Origin of the sequence: Streptomyces sp. NPDC005898 (assembly GCF_040629635.1) — a bacterium.
Taxonomy (GTDB): Bacteria; Actinomycetota; Actinomycetes; order Streptomycetales; family Streptomycetaceae; genus Streptomyces.
This window is the reverse complement of the sequence record NZ_JBEXWC010000001.1, coordinates 57,626-80,282: the sequence shown is the minus strand read 5'-3', so window position 1 is coordinate 80,282 and position 22,657 is coordinate 57,626. Positions and strand designations below refer to the sequence as shown.

Annotated in this window: 14 protein-coding genes and 1 pseudogene; 9 read left to right on the top strand and 6 right to left on the bottom strand. The window is 70.7% G+C overall.

The genetic code is table 11. The features are described 5' to 3' along the window. The first annotated feature begins 444 nt into the window (after positions 1-444). On the top strand, positions 445-1,170 hold the full coding sequence (locus tag ABZ385_RS00175; RefSeq protein WP_358580931.1) for a dienelactone hydrolase family protein: 726 nt from the start codon (positions 445-447) through the stop codon (positions 1,168-1,170). A 70-nt stretch (positions 1,171-1,240) separates the two neighbouring features. On the opposite strand, the gene ABZ385_RS00170 is transcribed toward ABZ385_RS00175, so the two are convergent. Both ABZ385_RS00170 and ABZ385_RS00165 read right to left on the bottom strand, forming a co-directional pair. Then, on the bottom strand, positions 1,241-3,544 hold the full coding sequence (locus ABZ385_RS00170) for an Rv1355c family protein (RefSeq protein WP_358908780.1): 2,304 nt from the start codon (positions 3,542-3,544) through the stop codon (positions 1,241-1,243). Between the two features lie 7 nt (positions 3,545-3,551). After that, positions 3,552-4,268 carry a GNAT family N-acetyltransferase gene (locus ABZ385_RS00165; RefSeq protein ID WP_358580935.1) on the bottom strand — a complete coding sequence of 239 codons (717 nt, stop codon included), beginning with the start codon at positions 4,266-4,268 and terminating at the stop codon, positions 3,552-3,554. Positions 4,269-6,078: 1,810 nt separating this feature from the next. On the opposite strand from ABZ385_RS00165, the gene ABZ385_RS00160 reads away from it, so the two are divergent. Then, positions 6,079-6,711, top strand: a complete 633-nt coding sequence (locus ABZ385_RS00160; protein WP_358580937.1) for an SMI1/KNR4 family protein — start codon at positions 6,079-6,081, stop codon at positions 6,709-6,711. A gap of 448 nt (positions 6,712-7,159) precedes the next feature. Here ABZ385_RS00160 and ABZ385_RS00155 read toward each other — a convergent pair whose 3' ends face one another. Next, on the bottom strand, positions 7,160-8,296 hold the full coding sequence (locus tag ABZ385_RS00155) for an NAD(P)/FAD-dependent oxidoreductase (protein WP_358908778.1): 1,137 nt from the start codon (positions 8,294-8,296) through the stop codon (positions 7,160-7,162). 184 nt (positions 8,297-8,480) lie between these two features. Continuing rightward, positions 8,481-9,338, bottom strand: a complete 858-nt coding sequence (locus ABZ385_RS00150) for an alpha/beta hydrolase (RefSeq protein ID WP_358908776.1) — start codon at positions 9,336-9,338, stop codon at positions 8,481-8,483. 100 nt (positions 9,339-9,438) lie between these two features. Here ABZ385_RS00150 and ABZ385_RS00145 point away from each other — a divergent pair, with 100 nt between their 5' ends. Then, positions 9,439-9,849 carry a helix-turn-helix domain-containing protein gene (locus ABZ385_RS00145; protein ID WP_358908775.1) on the top strand — a complete coding sequence of 137 codons (411 nt, stop codon included), beginning with the start codon at positions 9,439-9,441 and terminating at the stop codon, positions 9,847-9,849. A 78-nt stretch (positions 9,850-9,927) separates the two neighbouring features. Here the strand turns inward: ABZ385_RS00145 and ABZ385_RS00140 are convergent, their stop codons facing one another. Next, on the bottom strand, positions 9,928-10,866 hold the full coding sequence (locus ABZ385_RS00140) for a helix-turn-helix domain-containing protein (RefSeq protein WP_358580948.1): 939 nt from the start codon (positions 10,864-10,866) through the stop codon (positions 9,928-9,930). Between the two features lie 241 nt (positions 10,867-11,107). Here ABZ385_RS00140 and ABZ385_RS00135 point away from each other — a divergent pair, with 241 nt between their 5' ends. The 5 genes and pseudogenes from ABZ385_RS00135 to ABZ385_RS00115 all read left to right on the top strand — a co-directional run bounded on the left by ABZ385_RS00135 (position 11,108) and on the right by ABZ385_RS00115 (position 19,782). Beyond that, positions 11,108-11,542, top strand: coding sequence for a DUF6010 family protein (locus tag ABZ385_RS00135; protein ID WP_358908773.1), 435 nt, complete (start codon positions 11,108-11,110; stop codon positions 11,540-11,542). A gap of 158 nt (positions 11,543-11,700) precedes the next feature. After that, complete coding sequence (locus tag ABZ385_RS00130; RefSeq protein WP_358908771.1) at positions 11,701-13,917, top strand: discoidin domain-containing protein; 2,217 nt, start codon at positions 11,701-11,703, stop codon at positions 13,915-13,917. Between the two features lie 44 nt (positions 13,918-13,961). After that, a complete protein-coding gene (locus ABZ385_RS00125) occupies positions 13,962-16,133 on the top strand; it encodes a discoidin domain-containing protein (RefSeq protein WP_358908769.1) in 2,172 nt (723 codons plus the stop codon). 73 nt (positions 16,134-16,206) lie between these two features. Continuing rightward, entirely contained in the window at positions 16,207-17,307 is a 1,101-nt protein-coding gene (locus tag ABZ385_RS00120) for a DUF1996 domain-containing protein (protein WP_358908767.1), read from the top strand. Positions 17,308-17,352: 45 nt separating this feature from the next. Beyond that, a pseudogene (locus tag ABZ385_RS00115) lies at positions 17,353-19,782 on the top strand (glycoside hydrolase family 3 C-terminal domain-containing protein). A gap of 58 nt (positions 19,783-19,840) precedes the next feature. Here ABZ385_RS00115 and ABZ385_RS00110 read toward each other — a convergent pair. Beyond that, positions 19,841-21,163, bottom strand: a complete 1,323-nt coding sequence (locus ABZ385_RS00110; protein ID WP_358908765.1) for an ROK family protein — start codon at positions 21,161-21,163, stop codon at positions 19,841-19,843. 182 nt (positions 21,164-21,345) lie between these two features. Between ABZ385_RS00110 and ABZ385_RS00105 the strand changes: the two genes are divergently transcribed. Then, positions 21,346-22,656 (top strand): sugar ABC transporter substrate-binding protein, encoded by a 1,311-nt coding sequence (locus tag ABZ385_RS00105; RefSeq protein ID WP_358908764.1) that lies wholly within the window; start codon positions 21,346-21,348, stop codon positions 22,654-22,656. Position 22,657 lies beyond the last annotated feature (1 nt).

The window sequence follows — 22,657 nt, the reverse complement described above, 5'->3', positions numbered from 1 at the left end:
TCCTCAGGCCCGGGTTACCGGCCCCCGGCCGATCACTCCGAGCACGGCGGCTCACTCTAATCCCGCACCTCCACCCCCACAACTACCTTCCTTAACAGCTCACCTTGAGTGCGTGAGGTCGTCTCGGCGGACCAAGGGGCTTGGTGCCGGTGGGGTGTTCGTGGTCGGTGATGGAGCGGTGCGTTCCGGCTGTCACGCTTCCCTTGTACGGGGAGGTTACGGCCCTTGCCGGCCGTCCGGGGGAGGGCGCGGCGAGTCGGGACGCCGGCCGTCGCCGAGGTCAACAGCGCCCTTACTCCAAGCCGGTGACGTACCGAAACCGAGACCGGCGCCCTGCCGGTCATCAGCGCCGGTCATCAGCGCACGTCACAGACGTACGAGCGTTGTCCGGTCGGCCCTGTCGGTTCGATCGCCCCGTCCCGGAGGTGGCTACAGTGCGGTCGCATGAGCACGGTTACCACACGCTCGGTCGCCTACCCGGCCGACGGTCTGACCATGATCGGGCACCTGGCGCTCCCGGCCGGCGCCGACCGGCGGCCCGCGGTTCTGGTCGGGCCCGAGGGCACCGGACTGAACGACTTCCAGCGCGGCAGGGCCGACGCACTGGCCGAGATGGGGTATGTGGCGTTCGCCTTCGACATCCATGGCGGACGGTGGTTCACCGACCCCGAAGAGATGATGGCCCGAGTCATGCCCATGCTCGCGGATCCCGACCGGCTGCGGAGGATCGGTCACGCGGCGCTCGACGTGTTGCGCGCCGAACCGCGGACCGACCCCGACCGGATCGCCGTCATCGGCTATGGCACAGGGGGTGCCATCGGGCTGGAACTCGGGCGTGACGGTGTCGATCTGCGTGCGATCGGGACAGTCAACGCCTTGACGACGGGCCGGCCGGGTGAGGCGGCCCGCATCCGCTGTCCTGTGTGGGCGGGGGTCGGCTCGGAAGACCCGATCATGCCGCCCGCACAACGGGACGCCTTCGCCGCCGAAATACTGGCCGCGGGCGTCGACTGGCGTCTCGTGGTCTACGGAGGTGCCCTGCACGCCTTCCATCACCCTCCGGTGAACCAGCCCGTACGCCCCGGAGTGGGCCACCACCCCCGGCACGCGCGACGTGCCTGGAGTGATGTCATCGGTCTGCTCGACGAGTGCCTGCCCCTGGCGGAGTGACGGTTCGAGCAGTACCGGTTGCCGTCACCCGAGGATCACCGAACGCGCCCCGAGGCCGTACCGGAGCCGGTCACGCCCCGCTCCGTGAAGGCGGTCCTCCGAAGTGGAGCACCGAGTCGACGGGGCGGCGCAGTGAGCGGGCCGTGGGCGGTGGCGCGTAGGAGAGCCGGAAGAGCATGAGTTCGGCCTCGTCCGGCTTGCTGGGGATGACGGCGGCGAACCTGGTGCGCAGCGTGCGTAGAACGTCGGTCTCGGTGGTGTCGAGTCCGGTCTCGCCCTCATTCTCCAGGCGGGGGAACAGGTAGAGCAGGGAGGTGTGGGGCTGGAATCCCAGGCCGAGGGAGGTGGCGGTGAGCCAGAGCCGTTGCAGGGCGCGTCCGCCGTCGACGAAGGTTTCCGGGCCCTTGCGCGGGACGGTGAGGCAGCCGACGGCCGATGAGGCGGCAAGGGCCTTTGCGGCGCTCTCCTCGAAGGCTTTGCCGCCGCCGATCCGCCGGACGAAAGCCAGCCCGGACCACTGTCGTGCCAGCCGGACGCCCGCGAGGTCGACCTCGTCGAACCCCAGCGTGGCGACGTCGATGCCGTCGCGCGTGCGCCGCGTCTCCTCGGGGTCCCAGCGCAACTCGTTCATCATTTCCCGATGCAGTTGCGGGGACAGCATCCGCAGCCGGTCGCCCGCCCCCAGGATCCGGCCCATCTCGTCCAACTGATCGCGTGCGGTGATGAGATGGAGTCGGGCGCCGCTCTCGGCGGCGCAGTCCCTCAGCGCTGCGGCGTGCGACTCGGCGAGTGGACGAACCGGGCCCAGACCGCGGTTGGTGGTGCGGCGCTCGATCCAGTCGAACAGTGCGGGGCGCGGGACGTCGGCCGCGGGGGAGAAGGTGAGCCGGCAGACCAGACCGGGGTCGGCCGGGGTGGGGAAGTACTGCACCTGGCAGGCCCGGCCCGAGGCCTGGGCCGCGAGGTGAATGTTCTCCACCGCCGCGCCGATGGCCAGTTGGGTGGCGCGGCCTTCGAAGTCGAGCATGGTTTGCGGCTGTGCGGTGTCGACGCGGCAGTCCAACGCCTCGCCACGGGCCACGAATTGCCAGGGCTGGCTGTTGCCGCCGGACGGCGCCTGGATGCCGTGGGCGACCAGGCGGCGGAGGCCTTCCTCGCCCAGGGTGGCGCCGGCGGTGCCGGGCGGCAGCAGGAGGGGCGGGGACGCCACCTCCGTGGCGGGTTCGGGCGTCGGCTCCGCCGGTGCCAAGGAGGTCTCCGCGCCCTCGCGGATCAGCGTCCCGGGATCGACGAAGTACCGCCCCGAGGACGTGAACTGACCGAGCAGGAGGCGGCGAGCGGTGTCGGTCACCAGCGCGGCGCCCAGGCTGACGCCCGAGGCAAGCTGTGGCCAGGAGGAAATGGTCTTGCCCGTCTCGACGAGAGAGGAGACCAGACGCTCGGAGGGCTCGTCCTGACCGAGGATGCGCAGGAGGTGCGGGAGCTTTTCGCGGGTCGACATCTTCTTGACCCCGGCGGCCGCCACGCCCTGCAGAAGACCGTGCAGAAGGGGGCGTTCCGGTTCGAGGTCGAACCGCTCCACGTCCAGCATGCCGCGCTCGTTCGTCTCCATCAGGACGGGGATGCCGAGCGCGCGGGCGCGTTCACGGACATGGACCTTGAGGTACATGTCGTCGCACTCCTCGACGAGGAGGTCGGTGCGGCCACCGCCCGCGAGGAAGGCGTCGGTGTTCTCCTCGGTCAGCCCCTCCGGCCAGACGGTGATGTCCAGGTAGGGGTCGATCTCGTACATCTGCCGTGCGGCGATGACGACTTTGGGCAGGCCGACGTCGGCGACCGAGGCGCGGAGCCGGTTGAGGTTGGAGAGGGAGAGGAGGTCGAAGTCGGCGAGCCGGAAACGGTTGCCCACCCCCTCCTGGGCGAGGGTGACCGCACTCGCGGCGCCCACGGAGAGGCCGACCACGGCCACGGTCTTCCCCGACAGGAGGTCCTGCTCCTCCGCGGTGATCTTGTACCGGTTGCGGGACTGACGGAGTTCGCGGTGCTCGGCCGCCGGCAGGACGTGGACGAGCTGACGCGACCAGGCGTACCACGCCCATGTGCCGTACTCCGCCGGGGACGTGCCACCGAGGTGGTCCCTGACCGCGGAGGCCAACTCGACGGCGTCCGGCCGCCAGTCGGGGCGCCGGGCGGAGAGGAGCTCCTCCAGCTGGTCGGCGCACGTGTCGTGGACGGAGTTGACGGCACCGCTTTCGAGGAGCTCTGTCAGGGCGGAGCGTTGCTCGGGCTCGACCGGTGCGTACAGCGTCGGTCGCCATGGAGCGGTGTCGCCGGCGGTCTGGGTGAGGGTGCCGAGATGGGCTTCCAGGTTCATTGATCGCCTAACGTGCGTTGCCTATAGATGCCGAGGCGGTGGAGTGCCCGAGGCCGAGTGTCTCGGTGACGGCGCGGACCACGTCGGTGGGGATGCAGGGGGCTTCGTCCAGGGCGCGGTCCAGCAGGACCGCCGCATGGGTCAACCGCTCCTCGCGGTGGCGGATGGCCTCTGCCCGGTTGACGGAGTAGTACGCCGTGATGCCCGGGAACGGGCGGTCGTGCAGGGGGCGGTCGTGCCGGAAGCGCAGACCGCAACGTTCGTATCCCTTGATGCGTTCCGTGGGGCCGCTCCCGCAGATCACGGTGGCGCCCAGTCGCTGAGCGGCCACGACGGAGGTGAAGCAGAGCAGGGACGCGAGGTTGCGGCCCCTCCAGTCGTGGTCCACCCAGATGCCGCAAATCTCCGCCACCGACTCGCCGGCGGCGACTTCGGCCGCCAAGGCGTCGTTGAGCTCCTGGCTCGCGAGGTGGATCTCGGACGGCAGTTGGCCCGTTATCTTCCGGTGGATCCGTATACCGCCGACGGGCCTCTCGCCTTCGTCGCCTGCCGTCTCGTCGAAGACAGCGAGGTAACTCAACGGGTCGCGAGTGGTGCGCGCGTCCGTGCTTCCGTACTTCGTCAACGTCTCGTAGCCGGGTGCGGAGTAGGCGCGCTGCTGGGCTTCGAGGTAGGTGTCGTAGGCGGGATCGTCGAACTGCGCTTCGAGTAACCGGATGTACATCAAGGATCCTCGTGTGTCGGTTCGGATGCGGATCACGGATGTGGCTGCGGACGGCATCGGAAAATACAGGACGCTCCAGGGGTGGACAAATAGTTTTTGGTCTTCTTCGACGCGGGCGCGTCTCGCAGACATATTCAGGGGTTCGCGGCACCCTAATCGATGAATGGGGCATCGCTGCTCTGGAGTGGTGTCCCTTTTGGAATGATGATCCAGCTACCTGCCGCTCTATCCAGTGGACAATTTTCAGCCCCTTGATCGCTCGGGCCGAGGTTCGGACGGGGGCTCCTTCGGCCAAAAATGGCGGGGTGCAGTGGCGTAAGCGATCGATTCACGCCATCAACGAGTTGGGTGCGGCGTGAATGGTCTTGTGCCGTTCTCGGGTTTGGTGTTGCCTCGTAACGCGTGGCGGCCTAATCGGATTCTTCTGTGCGCCGGGGCAGGTATGCGACCTATCTGCATGCTGCGGGCATTCGAGCAGAGGTCCACCGGAGTAGGGTCCGAGCCGATGGGCCGGCGATATCCCGGACGGTTCGACGTAATTCTGCGCGCCCCGTAAGCGCGATGTCGGCTTAGTCGTTCCGCAGCTGAGGGCTTTTGCCGCATTGTTCGGTGAGAACCTGCGTCAGGCCGTGCAAACAGGGTTCGCCGCCGGACTTCTTCCGGCGCCCTCGACTACGACACCGTGCACGTGCCGGGGGGCCACCGCACGATGATGAGCGAGTACGCGGCCGACACCGCCCGCGCGCCGCACGCCTGGCTCCGGGTAGGGCGGGCGACGCCCTAAGCGCGTCCGACGCCTCCGCCATCCCTCGGCTGCTCCTCGGAGGATGCCCCAGTTACCTCCTCAGGGGCGACCGAAGCTTGCAGCTGGCGGCTACTCCCCGCGGTCCATCTCCGCCAAGTTGGCCGCGTAGACTCCCTCGCCGACGCGATCCCGAAAGCCAGGGCGTGGACGCGCAAATCTCTGCGGGAGTGCCGACGGCGAGCGCCGCAGCTCGTGCGCGGTGAGCAGGTCGTAGAGGGCCGCGGCTGCTTCTGCCAGGCCGCAATCCTCCGTACGCAGCGTCAGCGTCGCCTAGAACCTTTGCAGACCCATCAGGTGCGGAGCCAGATGGTCAGGGCTGCGACCTGTCGGCCTTCTACGGGATGGTGTGTCGGATGCCCCCGGGGGCATAGGTGACGGCGGCACGGGCCGTTGCTGAAGGCCTTGTCCGCGGTCAGGCGTTGAACAGGTCGGCGGGGTTGGCGAGTTCGTCCGTTCCGGCCGGATGGGCGTGGGTCTACCCTGGTTTGGCAGGTCCGGTGACGCCAAGGGGGAGGCGGCATGCCCGAGTGGGCTCTCGCGATAGTGATTCCGGTCGGTCTGCTGGCCGTGGGCCTGGGGACGTTCTTGCTCTGGGCCCGCCTGGGGACGAAGGAACCCTTGAAGCACGACAACCGGATGCCAGAGACGCATTTTACTCAGGGTGATGGTCCCGGTAGCGGCTGACCGGCGGCGTCCGGCTCGGCGTGGCCGGCCTCTGCGGGACTGAAGCCGGCGGCCGGGAACATGGGGCGGGCCAGGCCGCCGCGGGGGGTCTGCGGTCATGCGCTCAGGCTGGGGCCGGAAGAACGTCCAGCAGCCCGGTATCGTCCTGCTGCCCGCTGCCGTTCGGGCGCGTCTGCCACCCGACAAACGCCCACTGCAGCGTGGCGGTCGCCTCGAACGAATCCTTCTCTGGCCGCCGCAAAGGGCAGCTGGCTGAGCCTCGTTTCATCGGTCGGCAGGGCCTTCGATCCGCTTGTCAGACGTGTGGGGCAGGATGGCGCCATGGCACGGAAGATCTTGCCCCCGTCGGAGTCCTGGCGCCTGATCGACGCCTGGCTGGAGACGCACGCTGCCGCCGATTTCGCGCTCCTCAATCCACCAGCGACATCGGACGAGATCCGACACGCGGAACGGATCCTCGGCGCCCAGATGCCCGGTGATCTCGCTGAGTCTCTGCAATGCCACAACGGTGTGAGCGCCTGGACATCCATCCTGCCGGAGCAGGCCCCGCTTGCAGTGAGCGGCATCGTGGAACATTGGCAGAACTGCATGACCGTCGCGGCGGAGAACGAGGGATTGACCGCTCGCCCCTGGGAAGACGAGCCATGGTGGCACCCGCTCTGGGTTCCCTGGGCTGAGGGTGCCGATGGGGCGACTCAGGTGATCGACCTGCGGCCTGGCCCAGAGAACCGGCGTCTCGGCTGGGCAGGCCACAGCGGTGGCGGCGACTTCACCGATTCCTGGCCTGACCTGGCGAGTCTTCTCCACGCAGTCGCGCAAGCACTGCACGCAGGCGGAGACGTCCGCGGACTGCACCCTTACCTCACCACACAAGGCGGGATGTGGTGGGACGAAGCGGGTTGTCTGGAACTGAACGGTCACCCGTTGAGGGCCGCCCCAGTCGGGCTGTCCTAGCCAGTGGATTCCCTGCGAATCATCGGAGCGTTCCTACGTTTCACGAGCATTCCCACGGCGCTTGCACCGCCATCACTCTCCGCCCGCCGGACGGGAGCCGCGGCCGCCCGCCCACGGCCTCGCACGTCAGGGCGATCCCGGCCAGCATCGCCGTACTGCAGCGCCGGGTCGCGCGTGCGCTCGCGAACTGTTTCGGCAGTGCACCGAGCGCTCACACCCGCCGCAGGACTGGCCCGGCCCGGGCATCGGCCGCTGGCCCGTCCGCGATTTCATCGGGCGGGTCAGCGCTGCTCGGGTGCTGTGTTCGTCCCGCGCTGCCCGCACTGGGGGGAGCGTTCGCGGCCGTCCCATGCGGACCAGCCGGAGTCTTTCGGGGCGAGGGTATGGCCCTCCAGCTCGCGTACCTGGTAGCTGCGGGCGTCCGTCAGCGCCAGGCGGCTTGCTTCCTTCAGTGGGGCTGCTCCTCCTGGGCGAGGGCGGTGAGCAGGGCGCGGATCGGGTCGTCGTCGGAGTCGGGTCCATGGGACTCGGTGCCCTCGGCGGTGGCGGCATCGGCAGCGCGGGAGAACATGGCTTCCTCGTATGCGGTGAGTGCGGCCGCGATGTCGTCAGGCCGCGCGGCCAGGGCCTCGCCGAGTTCGGCGCCGTCCAGCATGGCCAGGTTGGCGCCTTCGCCGTTCGGGGCCGAGAGGTGGGCAGCGTCGCCGAGCAAGGTCACCCCCGGCACCCGGTCCCACCGGTGCCCGGTCGGCAGGGCGTAGAGGGCGCGCACGACCGGCGCGGTGTCGCCGTCGGTGATCAGCGCGGTCAGTTCCGGCGCCCAGCCGTCGAACTCCTTCGCGACCCGCGCTGTGGCCGCGGCGGCATCGGCGCATTCGAGGGCGTCGAACCATTCCCGCGGTTCGGACAGCCCCGCGTACGCATGCAGCGTGTCGCCCTTTTCCCGGTGCGCGAAGAGTTCCCGGCCCGGCGTGTGCACGATCATCGAACCGCCTCCGACCGCTTTCGCCGCGGCGGGGTGCCGGGTGTCGGCGTCGTACAGGTAGGTCTCGACCACCGACTTGCCGGTGTACTCGGGTACGGCGGTGGAAAGCAGCGGGCGGACCCGGGACCAGGCGCCGTCCGCACCGACCAGCAGGCCGGTGACGACGCCGCTGCCGTCGGCGAACGTCACCTCGTGGCGGTCGTCGCCGAGGGTACGGGCGCCGCTGACCTTGTGCCCCCACCGGACGGTGCCGGACGGGAGTGAGTCGAGCAGGATCTGTCGCAGCTCGCCGCGTTGCACCTCGGGGCGTCCCCCCGTGCCGTCGTCGGCCTGGTCGAACAGGACGGTCCCGTCCGGGGCGAGGGCCCGCAGTGCCTGGCGGCCCTCCAGGACGATGCCACGGAACTCGTCCATCAAGTCGGCTGCCTCAAGCGCCAGATGCCCGTTGTAGTCGTGGATGTCGAGCATCCCGCCCTGGGAGCGGGCGGCCGGGGAGGGCTCCGCCTCGTAGACGGTGGCCGGTATTCCGTGGACGTGCAGGACGCGGGCGAGCGTGAGGCCGCCGAGTCCGGCACCGATGATCGTGACGTCAGGGGTCATGGGGGTTCCTTCCTGGTCCCGGGCCGCCGGGCGGACACCCGGCCGGTCCTGCCGGTCGCGCCGGCGAGCTCCACCGTCCCGCCAGCCGTCGACAGGGCACCGACAGGTCACCGACAGGCCGCCGACAGAGCACCGACAGGGCGCCGGCCGGACCGTCGGCCGTGATCCTTCGGCCCCGCTCCGCTCACTTCGGCAGGTCGGCGGCGAGGAAGGGGGCAAGGAGCGCGAACAACGCGTCGGGACGGTCGAGGGGGATGAGGTGGCCGCAGTCCTGGAGGTGGTGCCCCACTAAGTCATCGGCGATGGCGCGGAGTTGGCGTTCGAGCCCGGTGCCTACGGGGTGGGAGCCGACGGCCATGGTGGGCATCGTCAGCCGAGCCGTCGCGACGGCGTCCCGCAGCTGCTGAGCGCTGGTGGGCAGGGCCCGGTAGACGGAGAACGCGCAGCGCAGGGCCTCGCTCCCGGTGAACGCCTGGACGAAGGCCGCACGGATGTCGTCGGGTACTCCTCGCCCCAGCGTCCCCGAGTCGAGAAACCAGTCGATGTACGGGCCCTCGTTGCCGGCCAGGACGGTCTCGGCGAGGCCGGGGACGGCGTGGAAGCCGAACCACCACGGGGCGCCGCCCGCGAGGACGTCCTCCGCTCCGGGCAGGCGGCCGAGCAGTGCCTCCATCACGACCAGACGCCGGACGAGGCCGGGACGGCGCAGCGCGAGCAGGACGGCGGGGGCGGCACCCGCGTCGATGCCGACCACTGCCGCCGAGGGCTCGCCGAGTGCGTCGAGCAGCCCTTCGGCGTCGGCGGCGAGGGTGCCCGCGTCGTACCCTTCGACGGCTCGGGTACTGGCACCGAAGCCTCGCAGGTCCGGGGCGATGACCCGGTATCGCCCGGCGAGTCGGCCCATGATGCCGCTCCAGAGTCGCCAGGTGTGCGGGAAGCCGTGCAGCAGGAGAACCGCGGGGCCGTCCCCGGCGACCGCGACGTTGAGTCGGACGCCGTTCGTCGCGACGCGGTGGAGTTGGTGTGCGGTGGTGCCGGGCATGACCGCTCCTGCGACTGGTTACCATTGGTGACCACCCAACGATAGGTAAGTGCCCGACCGCTTCCTAGAAGGCACTTTCAGGGAAGGTGGTGAGCCACAGGTGACCACCCAGGGGGCCCGGGCAACCGGGCGCGGGGGCCGCGGTGATCTGTTCGATCCCCAGTGCCCGACCCGGCAGTTGCTGGACCGTATCGGCACGAAGTGGACGTCCATGGCCGTCAAGACGCTCGCCGATGCCGCACCGGACGAAGTGCGCTTCGCGGAGCTGAGACGCCGGATGCCCGGCGTCTCGCAGAAGATGCTGTCCGTGACGCTGCGGAGCCTGACCCGCGACGGGCTGGTGTCGCGCCGGGTCGAACCGACCGTGCCGCCACGGGTCTTCTACCGGCTCACCGCACTCGGGCTGTCCCTGGAAGTCGCGCTCGCGGGGCTGCGGACCTGGGCGGAGGAGCACATGGCCGAGATCGACCGCGCCCACGAAGCCGCCGACCAGCAGGTCGCCGAGGGATAGGCGGGCCGGTTCCGCGCCCGCCGCTTCGGAGGGTCCGCGCTCACCGCTTCGGATCCGCGGCGGCTCCCCGATACGTGGTCAGCTGAACGTCCGTCGGTAGGTCTGCGGGCTCACGCCGGTGGTGCGTTTGAAGCGGTCACGGAAGGTGGTGGGCGAGCCGAAGCCGACCTGGCGGCCGATGCGCTCCACGGAGTGCTCCGTGGTTTCCAGCAGGTGCTGTGCCCGGCGGACGCGGGCCCGGTGGAGCCACTGGAGCGGGGTGGTGCCGGTCTGGTCGCGGAAGCGCCGGATCAGGGTGCGGGTGCTGGTCCCGGCCCGCTCGGCGATGTCGGCGAGGGTGAGGCCCCGGGCCAGGTTCTCCTGGAGCCACGTGAGCAGCACCTCGAACTCGGAGCCCTGCGGCGTGGGGGCGTGCTCGTGGACGATGAACTGCGCCTGACCGCCCTCCCGTTCGAGAGGCATCACTGACAGGCGCGCGGCGTCGGCGGCGACGGCCGAGCCGTAGTCACGGCGGATCATGTGCAGGCACAGGTCCATCCCCGCCGCGGCACCGGCCGAAGTGAGCACCTGGCCGTTGTCGACGTAGAGGACGTCGGGGTCGACGTCGACGTCCGGGTGCGTGGCGGCCAGCAGACCGGCCGCGCGCCAGTGGGTCGTGGCGCGCAGCCCGGCGAGGAGCCCGGTGGCGGCCAAGGGGAACGCGCCCACGCAGATGGACGCGATCCGGGTGCCGGCGGCAGCGGCCGACCGCAGCGCGTCGTGCACGGCGGGCGGGAGCGGGGCGGCGGGATCGGTGACGCCCGGCACGATGATCGTGTCCGCGCCCCGAAGGCCCTCCAGACCCCAGGGGGCGCGCAGGGTGAAGGCTCCGGCGTCGACCTCGTCGCGCTCGGCGCACACCCGGACCTGGTAGCCGGGCCGCCCGTCGGGCAGGCGGGTCCGGGAGAAGACCTCGAGCGGGGTGGCCAGGTCGAACGGGATCACCTGATGCAACGCCAGAACGGCGACCGTGTGCATGGCCAGAACCTACCTTCCCAACAGCTCGACGGAACCGAACCGTCCTTCCGGAAGCCCCATGGCATCGCGGTTCGCACACGTCGAGAAGGCGTTGGCGTTATCCCGTCGAAGCCTGTCATCAGTGCCACTGGGCGAGCGCACGGGCAGCCGGTTGACTTCGGAGCGTCCCGATGGAAAGCGACGCCGTAGGGCACCCCCGCACCTCCAGGTCGTCCTGTCTGCAGGAAGAAGTCATCCCCTCATGAACCTCGTGTCACCGGTGATCGTCGGCATCGTCTACTGCCTGCTGATGTCCCTGATCAAGGAACCGCACCGACGCCACTTCAACGCGATCATGGTGGGCGGAGCCGGCGCCGCCTATCTGAGCGGGGGCGGATTCGGCCCGTGGGAGCTCCCGTTCGTCGCGCTCATGGCCTACGTCGCCTACCGCGGCCTGGACTCCTGGACCTTCATCGGCGTCGGCTGGCTGCTCCACACGGCCTGGGACGTCGCCCACCACCTCAAGGGCCACTCCATCCTGCCGTTCCACCACGACGCGTCCCTGGCCTGCGCCATCTGCGATCCGGTCATCGCCCTGTGGTGCTTTCGCGGAGGACCTGCCCTGGCCCAGGTCCGCAGCCGGCTCGAAGGCGGCATGACGAGGGCGGCGAACAAGGCCGGTTTGACCGGGAACTGAGTGGGGCGCGGGCAAGGACTGTCAGCACTCAACGCAATGATCTCCACTTAATGAAAGACGAAAGAAAAGACGTGTGAGGAAGCTTGACCGCCACTGGCGGTACGGGCAAGGTTCCGGAGAGCGCTCTCCCGTTCCGGCCCATTCCGAGGAGCTCCCGCATGTCCGCAGTCGGCATACCTCCGGCGGCGCCGGTGTCACGCAGACCCGGCCGCCGCCACCTCCGCCGTCACCACCGCGGTGTCGTCGGCATGGTGGTCACCGCCTTGACCGCCGCCCTTCTCGCCTTCGTCCCCGCCCCGTCGGCCCACGCCGCGCCCACCCTGCTGTCCGAGGGCAAGCCGGTCACCGCCTCCAGCCAGGAGCACTACGGCACTCCGGCGACCGCCGCGGTCGACGGTGACAACGGCACCCGCTGGTCCAGCGCCGCCTCCGATCCGCAGTGGATCCGCGTCGATCTCGGCGCCCGCGCCTCCCTCACCCGGGTCGAACTCCGCTGGGAGGTCGCCTACGCCAAGGCCTACCGGATCGAGACGTCCCAGAACGGCACGGACTGGTCGACGGCCTACTCCACCACCGCCGGCAACGGCGGCACCGAGACCCTGGACGTCTCCGGCACCGCCCGCTACGTCCGTATGCTCGGCACCGCCCGCGCCACCCCATACGGCTACTCCCTCTGGGAGTTCAAGGTGTACGGCACCACCGGAGACGACCCCGGACCGGTCATCCCCGGCGGCGGTGACCTGGGCCCGAACGTGCACGTGTTCAGCCCGTCCACACCCGGCATCCAGGCCAAGCTGGACCAGGTCTTCAAGGAGCAGGAGTCGGCCCAGTTCGGTTCCGGCCGGCACGCCTTCCTCTTCAAGCCGGGCACCTACAGCGACCTCAACGCCCAGATCGGCTTCTACACCCAGATCGCCGGCCTCGGCCTGCGCCCCGACGACACCACGATCAACGGTGACGTCACCGTCGACGCCGGCTGGTTCAACGGCAACGCCACCCAGAACTTCTGGCGCGCCGCCGAGAACCTCGCCGTGAAACCGGTCAACGGCACCAACCGGTGGGCGGTCTCGCAGGCCGCCTCCTTCCGCCGGATGCACGTCAAGGGCGGACTCAACCTCGCCCCCAACGGCTACGGCTGGGCCAGCGGCGGCTACATCGCCGACAGCAAGATCGACGGCCAGATCGGCAACTACTCGCAGCAGCAGTGGTACACCCGGGACAGCTCGATCGGCGGCTGGTCCAACTCGGTGTGGAACCAAGTCTTCTCCGGCGTCGAGGGCGCGCCGGCCACCAGCTTCCCGGAGCCCCGCTACACCACGCTCGACACCACCCCCGTCTCCCGCGAGAAGCCCTTCCTCTACCTGGACGGTGACGACTACAAGGTCTTTGCCCCCGCCAAGCGCACCAACGCCCGCGGCACCACCTGGGCGAACGGCACCCCGCAGGGCGAGTCGATCCCGCTGAGCAAGTTCTACGTCGTCAAGCCGGGCGCCACCGCCGCCACCATCAACGCCGCCCTTGCCCAAGGCCTGCACCTGCTCTTCACCCCGGGCGTCTACCACGTCGACCAGACGATCGACATCAACCGGCCCGACACCATCGTCCTCGGCCTCGGCCTCGCCACGATCATCCCGGACAACGGGGTGACCGCCATGAAGGTCGCCGACGTCGACGGCGTGAAGCTCGCCGGACTGCTCATCGACGCCGGACGCGTCAACTCCCCGACCCTGCTGGAGATCGGCCCCCAGGGCGCCTCCGCCGACCACGCGGCCGACCCCACCACCGTGCAGGACGTCTACATCCGTATCGGCGGGGCGGGCGCGGGCAAGGCGACCACCAGCGTGGTCGTCAACAGCGACGACACGATCATCGACCACACCTGGGTGTGGCGGGCCGACCACGGCGAGGGCGTCGGCTGGGAGACCAACCGGGCCGACTACGGCGTGCGCGTCAACGGCGACGACGTCCTGGCCACGGGACTGTTCGTCGAGCACTTCAACAAGTACGACGTCGAGTGGTACGGCGAGCGCGGCCGGACGATCTTCTACCAGAACGAGAAGGCGTACGACGCCCCCGACCAGGCCGCCATCCAGAACGGTTCGACGAAGGGGTACGCCGCCTACCGCGTCGACGACTCGGTGGACACCCACGAGGCGTGGGGCCTGGGCAGTTACTGCAACTACAACGTCGACCCGAACATCCGCCAGGACCACGGCTTCAAGACGCCCGTCAAACCGGGGGTGAAGTTCCACAGCCTCCTCGTGGTCTCGCTCGGCGGCATGGGCCACTACAACCACGTCATCAACGACACCGGCGACTCCACGGTGCCCTCCGGCACCTCGACCGTGCCGTCCACCGTCGTGTCGTACCCCTGACCGAGCCGTCCGTCGGTCCTCCCCCCGACCCGCCAGGAGGAGATGTGTCCAGAGCACGCTCGCCCCGCAGACCGGCCGGCCGCCGCGTCGGCGTCCCCCTGCTCGCCCTCGGCTTATGGGCGGCGTCCTCCCTCGTCCTGGCCGCCCCGCCCGCCCAGGCCGCGGAGACCCTGCTCTCGCAGGGAAAGCCCGCCACCGCGTCGTCCCAGGAGGGCGACGGATACGCCGCCTCGAAAGCCGTCGACGGCAACGTCACCGGCACCCGCTGGGCCGGCCAGTGGAGCGACCCGCAGTGGTTGCGGGTCGATCTCGGGCAGCGGGCCGACCTCAGCCGCACCGTGTTGACCTGGGAGGACGGCGCGTACGGCAAGGGCCACCAGATCCAGGCGTCCGACAACGGCACGGACTGGCGGCCCCTGAAGACCGTGACCGGCGGTGACGGCGGCACGGACGAGGTCGCCCTCTCCGGGTCCGGCCGGTACGTGCGCATGCTGGGCACCGACCGGTCCGGCGGCTACGGATACTCCCTGCGGGAGTTCCAGGTCTACGGGACCACGGACGGCACGCCGCCCGCCGGGGGAGCGGTCGAGGTCGCCGGCTCCCAGGGGGACTGGCAGCTGACGGTCGGCGGCAAGCCGTACACCGTCAAGGGCCTGACCTGGGGTCCCGCCATCGCCGACGCCCCGAAGTACCTGCCCGACGTGAAGTCCATGGGCGTCAACACCATCCGCACCTGGGGCACCGACAGCGGCACCAAGCCCCTGCTCGACAGCGCCGCCGCGAACGGCATCCGCGTCGTCAACGGCTTCTGGTTGCGACCCGGCGGCGGCCCCGGCTCCGGCGGCTGCGTCAACTACGTCACGGACACCACGTACAAGAACAACGCGCTCGCCGAATTCGCCAAGTGGGTGGCGGCCTACAAGAGCCACCCGGCGACCCTCATGTGGAACGTCGGCAACGAGTCGGTCCTCGGCCTGCAGAACTGCTACAGCGGGTCCGAACTGGAGGCGCAGCGCAACGCCTACACCGGCTTCGTCAACGACGTCGCCAAGAAGATCCACGGCATCGACCCCGACCACCCCGTCACCTCGACCGACGCCTGGACCGGCGCCTGGCCGTACTACAAGCGCAACGCGCCCGACCTCGACCTGTACTCGATGAACTCCTACGGCGACATCTGCGGCGTCCAGGAGGACTGGAAGGAGGGCGGCTACACCAAGCCGTACATCATCACCGAGAGCGGACCGGCCGGTGAGTGGGAAGTGCCCGACGACGCCAACGGCGTCCCCGACGAGCCGACCGACGTGCAGAAGGCCGAGGGCTACACGAAAGCCTGGAACTGCGTCACCGGCCACCGGGGCGTCGCCCTAGGCGCCACCCTCTTCCACTACGGCCTCGGACACGACTTCGGCGGAGTCTGGTTCAACCTCGTGCCCGACGGGCTGAAGCGCCTGTCCTACTACGCCGTCAAGAAGGCGTACACCGGCTCGACCGCCGGCGACAACACGCCGCCCGTCATCACGAACATGGCGGTCAGCCCGGCGGCATCGGCCGCGGCCGGCGACGAGTTCACCGTCCGCGCCGGCGTGCGCGACCCCGACGGCGACCCGATCACGTACAAGATCTTCCTCAGCGGCAACCACGCCAACGGCGACAAACGCCTCGTCGAGGCCGAGTGGCGGGCCACGGGCGGCGGGACCTTCGCCGTGACGGCCCCCGAGAAGCTCGGCGTGTGGAAGGTGTACATCCAGGCCGAGGACGGCCGCGGCAACGCCGGCATCGAGACGAAGTCGGTCAAGGTCGTCCCGCCGCCGGTCTCCGGCACCGACGTGGCGCTGGGCAAGCCCACCACCGCGTCCTCCTTCCAGCCGTCGTACGGCGACTGCCCGTGCGAACCCGCCAAGGCCACGGACGGCAGGAACGACACGCGCTGGGCCAGTGACTGGAGCGACCCGCAGTGGATCCAGGTCGACCTGGGCGCCGCCACCGCGTTCCGCAGGCTCCAGCTCGTGTGGGACCCCGCCTATGCCAAGTCCTACGAGGTCCAGGTCTCGGACGACGGCACCACCTGGCGCACGGTCCACACCACCACCACGGGCAACGGCGACATCGACACCATCGACGTCGCGGCGACCGCGCGGCACGTACGACTGCGTCTGACGGCGCGTGGCACCGGCTGGGGCTACTCGCTGCACGAGTTCGGCATCTACAGCTGACGGCGAAGGGTGCCCGGCGGCGCCCTTCGCACCATCCCCCCACTCAGCACCGCAAGCGGGCAGGAGGCCCCCCATGAGACGGCGTTCCAGACTTCCCGCGCTGCTGCTCGGCAGCGCACTCCTCGCAAGCACGCTCGGCATCGGCACCGTGGCCACGGCGTCCGATCCCACGTCCGGTCCCAGCGGCACCCCGGCTGCCTCGCACGCCTCGGCCGCCGGTCACTCCGGGCACACCATGGCGGTCTCGACCCAGGCGTCCGGCGACGACCCCGACGGCAACGGTTACATACCGGCCGTCCCGCAGGTCACCGGCGTGAGCCCGTCCGATGCCACCCCGCCGCCGCGCTACCACAAGGAGTTCCAGGCCAACTGCGCCGTCACCCACACCGCTCCGGACGATCCGATCGTCTACCCGGGACAGCCGGGCAAGTCCCACGACCACACCTTCCTGGGCAACACGACGACCAACGCGGGCAGCACGACGGCGAGCCTCTACGGAGGCAGCACCACCTGCAAGGCGCCGGCCGACGCCTCCGCGTACTGGATGCCGTCCTTGTACAAGGGCGACAAGAAGATCCTGCCCGTCGGCCCGCAGGTCATCTACTACAAGGCCGGCGTCACCGACTACACCAGCGTGCGGCCCTTCCCCAAGGGGCTGCGGTTCGTCGTCGGCGACCCCCTGCAGAGCGCCCAGGAGTTCCGCGGCCACAAGGGCTTCGTGGAGGGCTGGGAATGCGGTGACAGCTTCTTCAACGTCGACTTCCCGGCGCGTTGTCCGAGCCGGCCCGACGTCCAGCTCAACATCCGCTTCCAAGCGCCCAGTTGCTGGAACGGCAAGTACCTCGACACCCCCGACCACAAGAGCCACATGGCCTACCCGGTCGTCAAGCCCGGCACCAACGACAACATGTGCCCCGCCTCCCACCCGGTCGCCCTGCCGATGATCGAGTTCAAGATGGCCTTCCCGGTCAACGGCGACATGAGCGAGGTCCGCCTGGCCAGCGGCCGCGGCTACTCCTTCCACTACGACTTCTTCAACGCCTGGGAGGAGCGGACCCTCAAGGCGCTGGTCGACCACTGCGTCGTGGGCGGCCTCCAGTGCGACACGCGCGGTTACGACCAGAACCACCCGGAGCGCGGCGCGGTGCTGAACGCGGATCATCGGCTGCCCTGACCGACGGGTCCGGCACGGAGGCGTGAGAGGGGGAGGGGGGAGGGAATGGACGACGAGGCACTGGATCGGCTCCTCGACAAGCTGAGCCTCGAACAGAAAGTGCGCCTGCTCACCGGCGTGACGACCTGGCGCACCGCCGGCGAGGCCGCCATCGGCCTGCGGGAGATGGTGACCTCGGACGGGCCCGCCGGGGTGCGCGGCGAGGCGTGGGACGAGCGGCACACGTCGGCGCTCCTGCCCTGCGCCTGCGCGCTGGGCGCGATGTGGGACGAAGACCTCGTCGAGCGGCTCGGCCGCCTGCTCGCCCGGGAGGCCGCCCGCAAGGGCGTCGACGTGGTGCTCGCCCCCACCCTCAACCTCCATCGGAGCCCGCTGGGCGGCCGCCACTTCGAGTGCTTCTCCGAGGACCCGGAACTGACCGGCCGCACCGGGGCCGCGCTGATCCGGGGCATCCAGGCACTCGGGGTGGCGGCCACCGCCAAGCACTACGTCGCCAACGACGGTGAGACCGACCGGCTGACCGTCGACGTCCGGGCGTCCGAACGCACCCTCAGAGAGGTGTACCTCGTCCCCTTCGAGGTGGCCGTCGAGGTTGGGGTGTGGCTGGTCATGGCGGGCTACAACACCGTCGGCGGCACCACCATGACGGCCAGCCCCCTCCTGGCCGAACCCCTCAAAGGCGCGTGGGGGTTCGACGGGGTCGCCGTCTCCGACTGGGCGGCCGTGCGCACCACCGAGGACACCGGCCGCGGCGCCCTCGACCTGGCGATGCCGGGTCCGGACGGCCCCTGGGGCGCCTCCCTGGTGCGGGCGGTGCGGGACGGCCGGGTCACCGAGGAGGCCGTCGACGAGAAGGTGCGGCGGCTGCTGCGGCTCGCCGGCCGCGTGGGCGCCCTGGAACCACATCGTCCGCGTCGGGTGCCTGCGAGCGCGGCCCGCGACACCCGGGCGCTGCTGCGGCGCGCGGTCGGCGCCGGTTCGGTCCTGCTGCGCAACAGCGCCGTCCTGCCGCTCGACCCCGCCGAGCTGTCCACCGTCGCGGTCATCGGGGCGCACGCAGCGAACCCGCGCGTCCAGGGCGGCGGCAGCGCGGGCGTCTTCTGCTCCGACGTGGTCACCCCACTGGCCGCCGTCCGGGCCCGACTGCGGGGCCGGGCCCGGGTCGTGCACGCACCCGGGCCGGCACCGGACGCCCCGCCCGACCCCCTCGACACCGACCGGTGCCTCGACCCGCGCTCGGGGTCTCCCGGCGTACTCCTGCGGGTGCTGGACGCGGCGGGGCGGGAGCTGTCCGCGCACCATCGCCTCTCGGGACGGCAGTTGTAGCCGGACCTGCTCCCGGGCGCGCACACGGTGGAGATCAGCGCGGTGCTGCGCCCCCGTCCGGCGGGGGAGTGGACGTTCGGTGTCGGGGGTTTCGGGCACCTGACGCTCACCGTCGACGGCCGCCCGCTCCTGGACGGGGAGTTCCCCGGCGACACGGACGACCCGGCCGTCGTCCACGTCAATCCGCCCGTGCGGACGGCGCGGTTGACGCTGGCCACCGAGCGGCCCGTGCACGTCGTGGCACGGCGCGAACTGGTGCCCGGCCGGGGTCGCGCCACCGTCGTGAGCGCGGCGCCGCCCGAGCCGGACCCGGCGACCGCGCTGGAGAACGCGGTGCGGGCGGCCCGGGACGCCGACGCCGCGATCGTGGTCGTCGGCACCACCGAGCACAGCGGGACCGAAGGGCACGACCGCGCCGGACTCTCGCTCGGCGGGCAGCAGGACGAACTCGTCCGCGCTGTCGCGGCCGCCAACCCCCGCACGGTCGTGGTCGTCAACAGCGGTGGCCCCGTCGAGCTGCCCTGGCGGGAGGAGGCGGGCGCCGTGCTGCTCACGTGGGTCCCGGGGCAGGAGGCCGGCGCGGGGCTGGCGGACGTCCTGTTCGGCCGCGTCGAGCCCGGCGGCCGGCTCCCCACCACGTGGGCGGCGTCCCTGGCGGACGCGCCCGTCACGCGGACCCGGCCGGTCGACGGCCGGCTCGACTACACCGAGGGCCTGCACATCGGATACCGGGCATGGCTGCGGTCGGGACGCGAGCCCGCCTACTGGTTCGGCCACGGACTCGGCTACACGACGTGGGAGTACGTGGAGGTGTGGGCTCCTCCGCACGTCGCGGTGGGCGAGCCGTTCACCGTCCGGGTGACGGTGCGCAACACCGGCGTCCGCGCCGGGCGCGAGGTCGTACAGGTCTACCTGGCACGCCCCGATTCGGCGGTGGAGCGTCCCGTGCGCTGGTTCGCCGGTCACGCTGCTGTCCGGGCGGAAGCGGGCAGGACGGCGCGTGCGGAGGTGGTGGTGGGCCCGCGCGCCTTGCGGCACTGGTCGCGGGCGGACGGCTGGACCACGGAGCCGGGCCGCTACCGGCCCATGGTGGGCAGGTCGGCGGGGGACACGCGGTGGGAGGGGAGCGTCACGGTCGGCGCCCCGTGACGGGCGGGCCGGTCCGGCCGGCGAGTTCGCCGGAAACGCCGCACGGACCCGGCGCCGCTCACTGCACCGAGCGCTCCCGCAGGGCGGTCCGCCACGCCGGATCCGGTTCCACCGGTTCCGCCGCCTCCGGCCGGCCGCCGCGCTCGAAGAAGTCGGCGAGCGGCAGGATCGCGGCCCCCACGGTGACGGCGTCCGGTCCCAGCGTGCCGAGGTCGATGCGGACGCGGGCGGCGGGGTAGCTCAGGGCGTACGAGGTGGCGTACGCCGTCACCGAGTCCAGGAAGCGCCGGCCGAGCTGCAGTCCGGCCCAGCCGCCGACCAGGATGCGTTCGGGCTGGAAGAGGTTGATCAGGTCGGAGAACCCGGCGCCGAGGTACTCGGCGGTCTCCTCCAGGACGGCCAGGGCCGTGGCGTCGGGCTCCGGGCCGTCCCCCTTCTCGTCGGTCTCCGGGTAGGCGGCGGCGAGCATCGCGGTGAGCGCGCTCTCCTCGTCCGCGCCCGCGGGCGGCTGCCCGCCCGCCTCCGCCCAGCGCTCCAGCAGGGCCTCCGCGCCCGCGTACGCCTCCAGGCAGCCGCGCGCGCCGCAACGGCACCGGCGCCCGCGCACCCGCACCGTCAGGTGCCCCCATTCCACGGCACGGCCCGGCCCCATGTCCTCCCCGACGACACAGGCGCCGACGCCGGAGCCGAAGAGCACCACCGCCGCGCTCTGCGCGCCCCGGCCCGCGCCGAACCACATCTCCGCCTGGCCCAGTGTCCGGGCGCCGTTGGCGATGTAGAACGGCACGGTCTCGGGCAGGATCCGGGACTCGCGCAGCAACCGCTCCAGGGGAACGGCGTCCCAGCCGATCGTCTGGCCGTGCACGACGGCGCCGTCCTCCGCGGTCCCGGCGACGATGCCCGGCACCCCGATCCCGACGCCGAGCAGCCGCCCCGCCGCGACGCCGGCGTCCTCCAGCACCTGGGGGATGCCCTCGCGCAGATGGCGCACGACGACGTCGACGTCGTAGCGGTCGAGGCGGCGCGGACCGTCGGTCTCCAGGGGCCTTTCGACCCGGGCCAGTTCGGTGAGGGCGAGGTCGAAGAGTTCGATCCGCACCCGGGTCTCGCCGATGTCGACGCCGATCATGTAGCCGCTCCGGGCGCTGACCCGCAGCAGCGTGCGGGGACGGCCGCCGGCCGAGTCGACGCTGCCGGCCTCCTCCACCAGCCCCTCGGCGACCAGTTCGGAGACCACGTTGCTCACCGAACCCGAACTCAGCCCGGTGACCGGCCCCAGCGAGAACCGGCTGAGCGGCCCGTCGAAGTACAACCGCTGCAATACCGCGCTGCGGTTCTCCCGCCGCAGGTCACGCACTGTACGGCCACTGCGCATCTTCACCCTGCCCCCCTCGTTCCGAAGTCGTCACCGCAACTTACATGTGGAGGAGCCCTTGACGCGACCTTCGCTTGAGGTTTAACTCACATCCTAAATTAAGCCGTGGGGGGCTTCGGGAACGCGGGGCGCCGCTCCCACCCCCCTCCGCGGGCGACCCCGTCACTTCCCGGAAGGCCTCTGGAGTCATGCGCAGAATCAGAGCCGCAGCCGTCGGCGCCGTCACCCTCACCCTCACCGCGGCGGCCTGCGGCGGGGGGTCCGCCGGCACGGAAGGCTCCAACGAGAAGCCGCGGACCCTCACCTACTGGGCCTCCAACCAGGGCGCGAACCTGGAGGTCGACAAGAAGGTCCTCCAGCCGGAACTCGACAAGTTCGAGAAGCGCACGGGCATCGAGGTGAAGCTGGAGGTCGTGCCCTGGGCCGACCTCCTCAACCGCATCCTCACCGCGACCACCTCCGGTCAGGGCCCCGACGTGCTCAACATCGGCAACACCTGGAGCGCCTCGCTCCAGTCCAGCGGCGCCCTGCTGCCCTGGGACGCGAAGAACTTCGAGGCCATCGGCGGCAAGGACCGCTTCGTGCGGTCCGCGCTCGACTCCACCGGCGCCCACGGCCAGGACCCGGCCGCCGTGCCCCTGTACTCCATGGCCTACGCGCTCTACTACAACAAGAAGATGTTCGCCGAGGCCGGTGTCGACAAGCCCCCGGCCACCTGGGAGGAGATGGCCGAGACCGGGAAGAGGCTCTCCAAGGACGGCAAGTGGGCCCTCGGCGCCGAGGGCTCCAACCTCTCCTCCAACAGCCACCAGGTCTTCGTCCTCGCCAAGCAGCACGGCGCGGACTTCTTCACCCCCGACGGCAAGGCCGACTTCACCTCCGCCGGCGCCGTGGCGGCGGTCGAGCAGTACGTCGACCTCATGGCCGACGAGAAGATCATCGCGCCGGGCAACGCCGAGTACGCGAAGAACCAGTCCCTGAGCGACTTCGCCAAGGACAAGACGGCCATGGTGCTCTGGCAGACCGCGTCGGCCACCTTCAAGGCGCAGGGCATGGACCAGGACGAGTGGGGCGTCGCCCCCGCCCCGGTGCGATCCGGCGAGCCCGGCGCGGACCGGGCCACCAACTCCATGGTCGCCGGCATCAACATGGCCGTCTTCAAGAACACCAAGAACCTCGACGGCGCCAAGAAGTTCGTGAAGTTCATGACCAGCGACGAGGAGCAGATCACCCTCAACAAGGCGTACGGCTCCATCCCGCCCGTCAAGGCCGCCCAGCACAACCGGGCCTTCGACGACCCGGCCCTCACCGTGCTCCGCGAGACCCTCGCCACCAGCGCCGCCGCGCTCCCGCAGGTCCCCGAGGAATCGCAGTTCGAGACCGTCGTCGGCACCGCCGTCAAGGAACTCTTCGCCGACGCCGCCGCGGGCCGCCCGGTCACGACGGCAGCCGTCAGGGCGAAGCTCGAAAAGGCCCAGCAGCAGATGCCGAAGAAGTGAG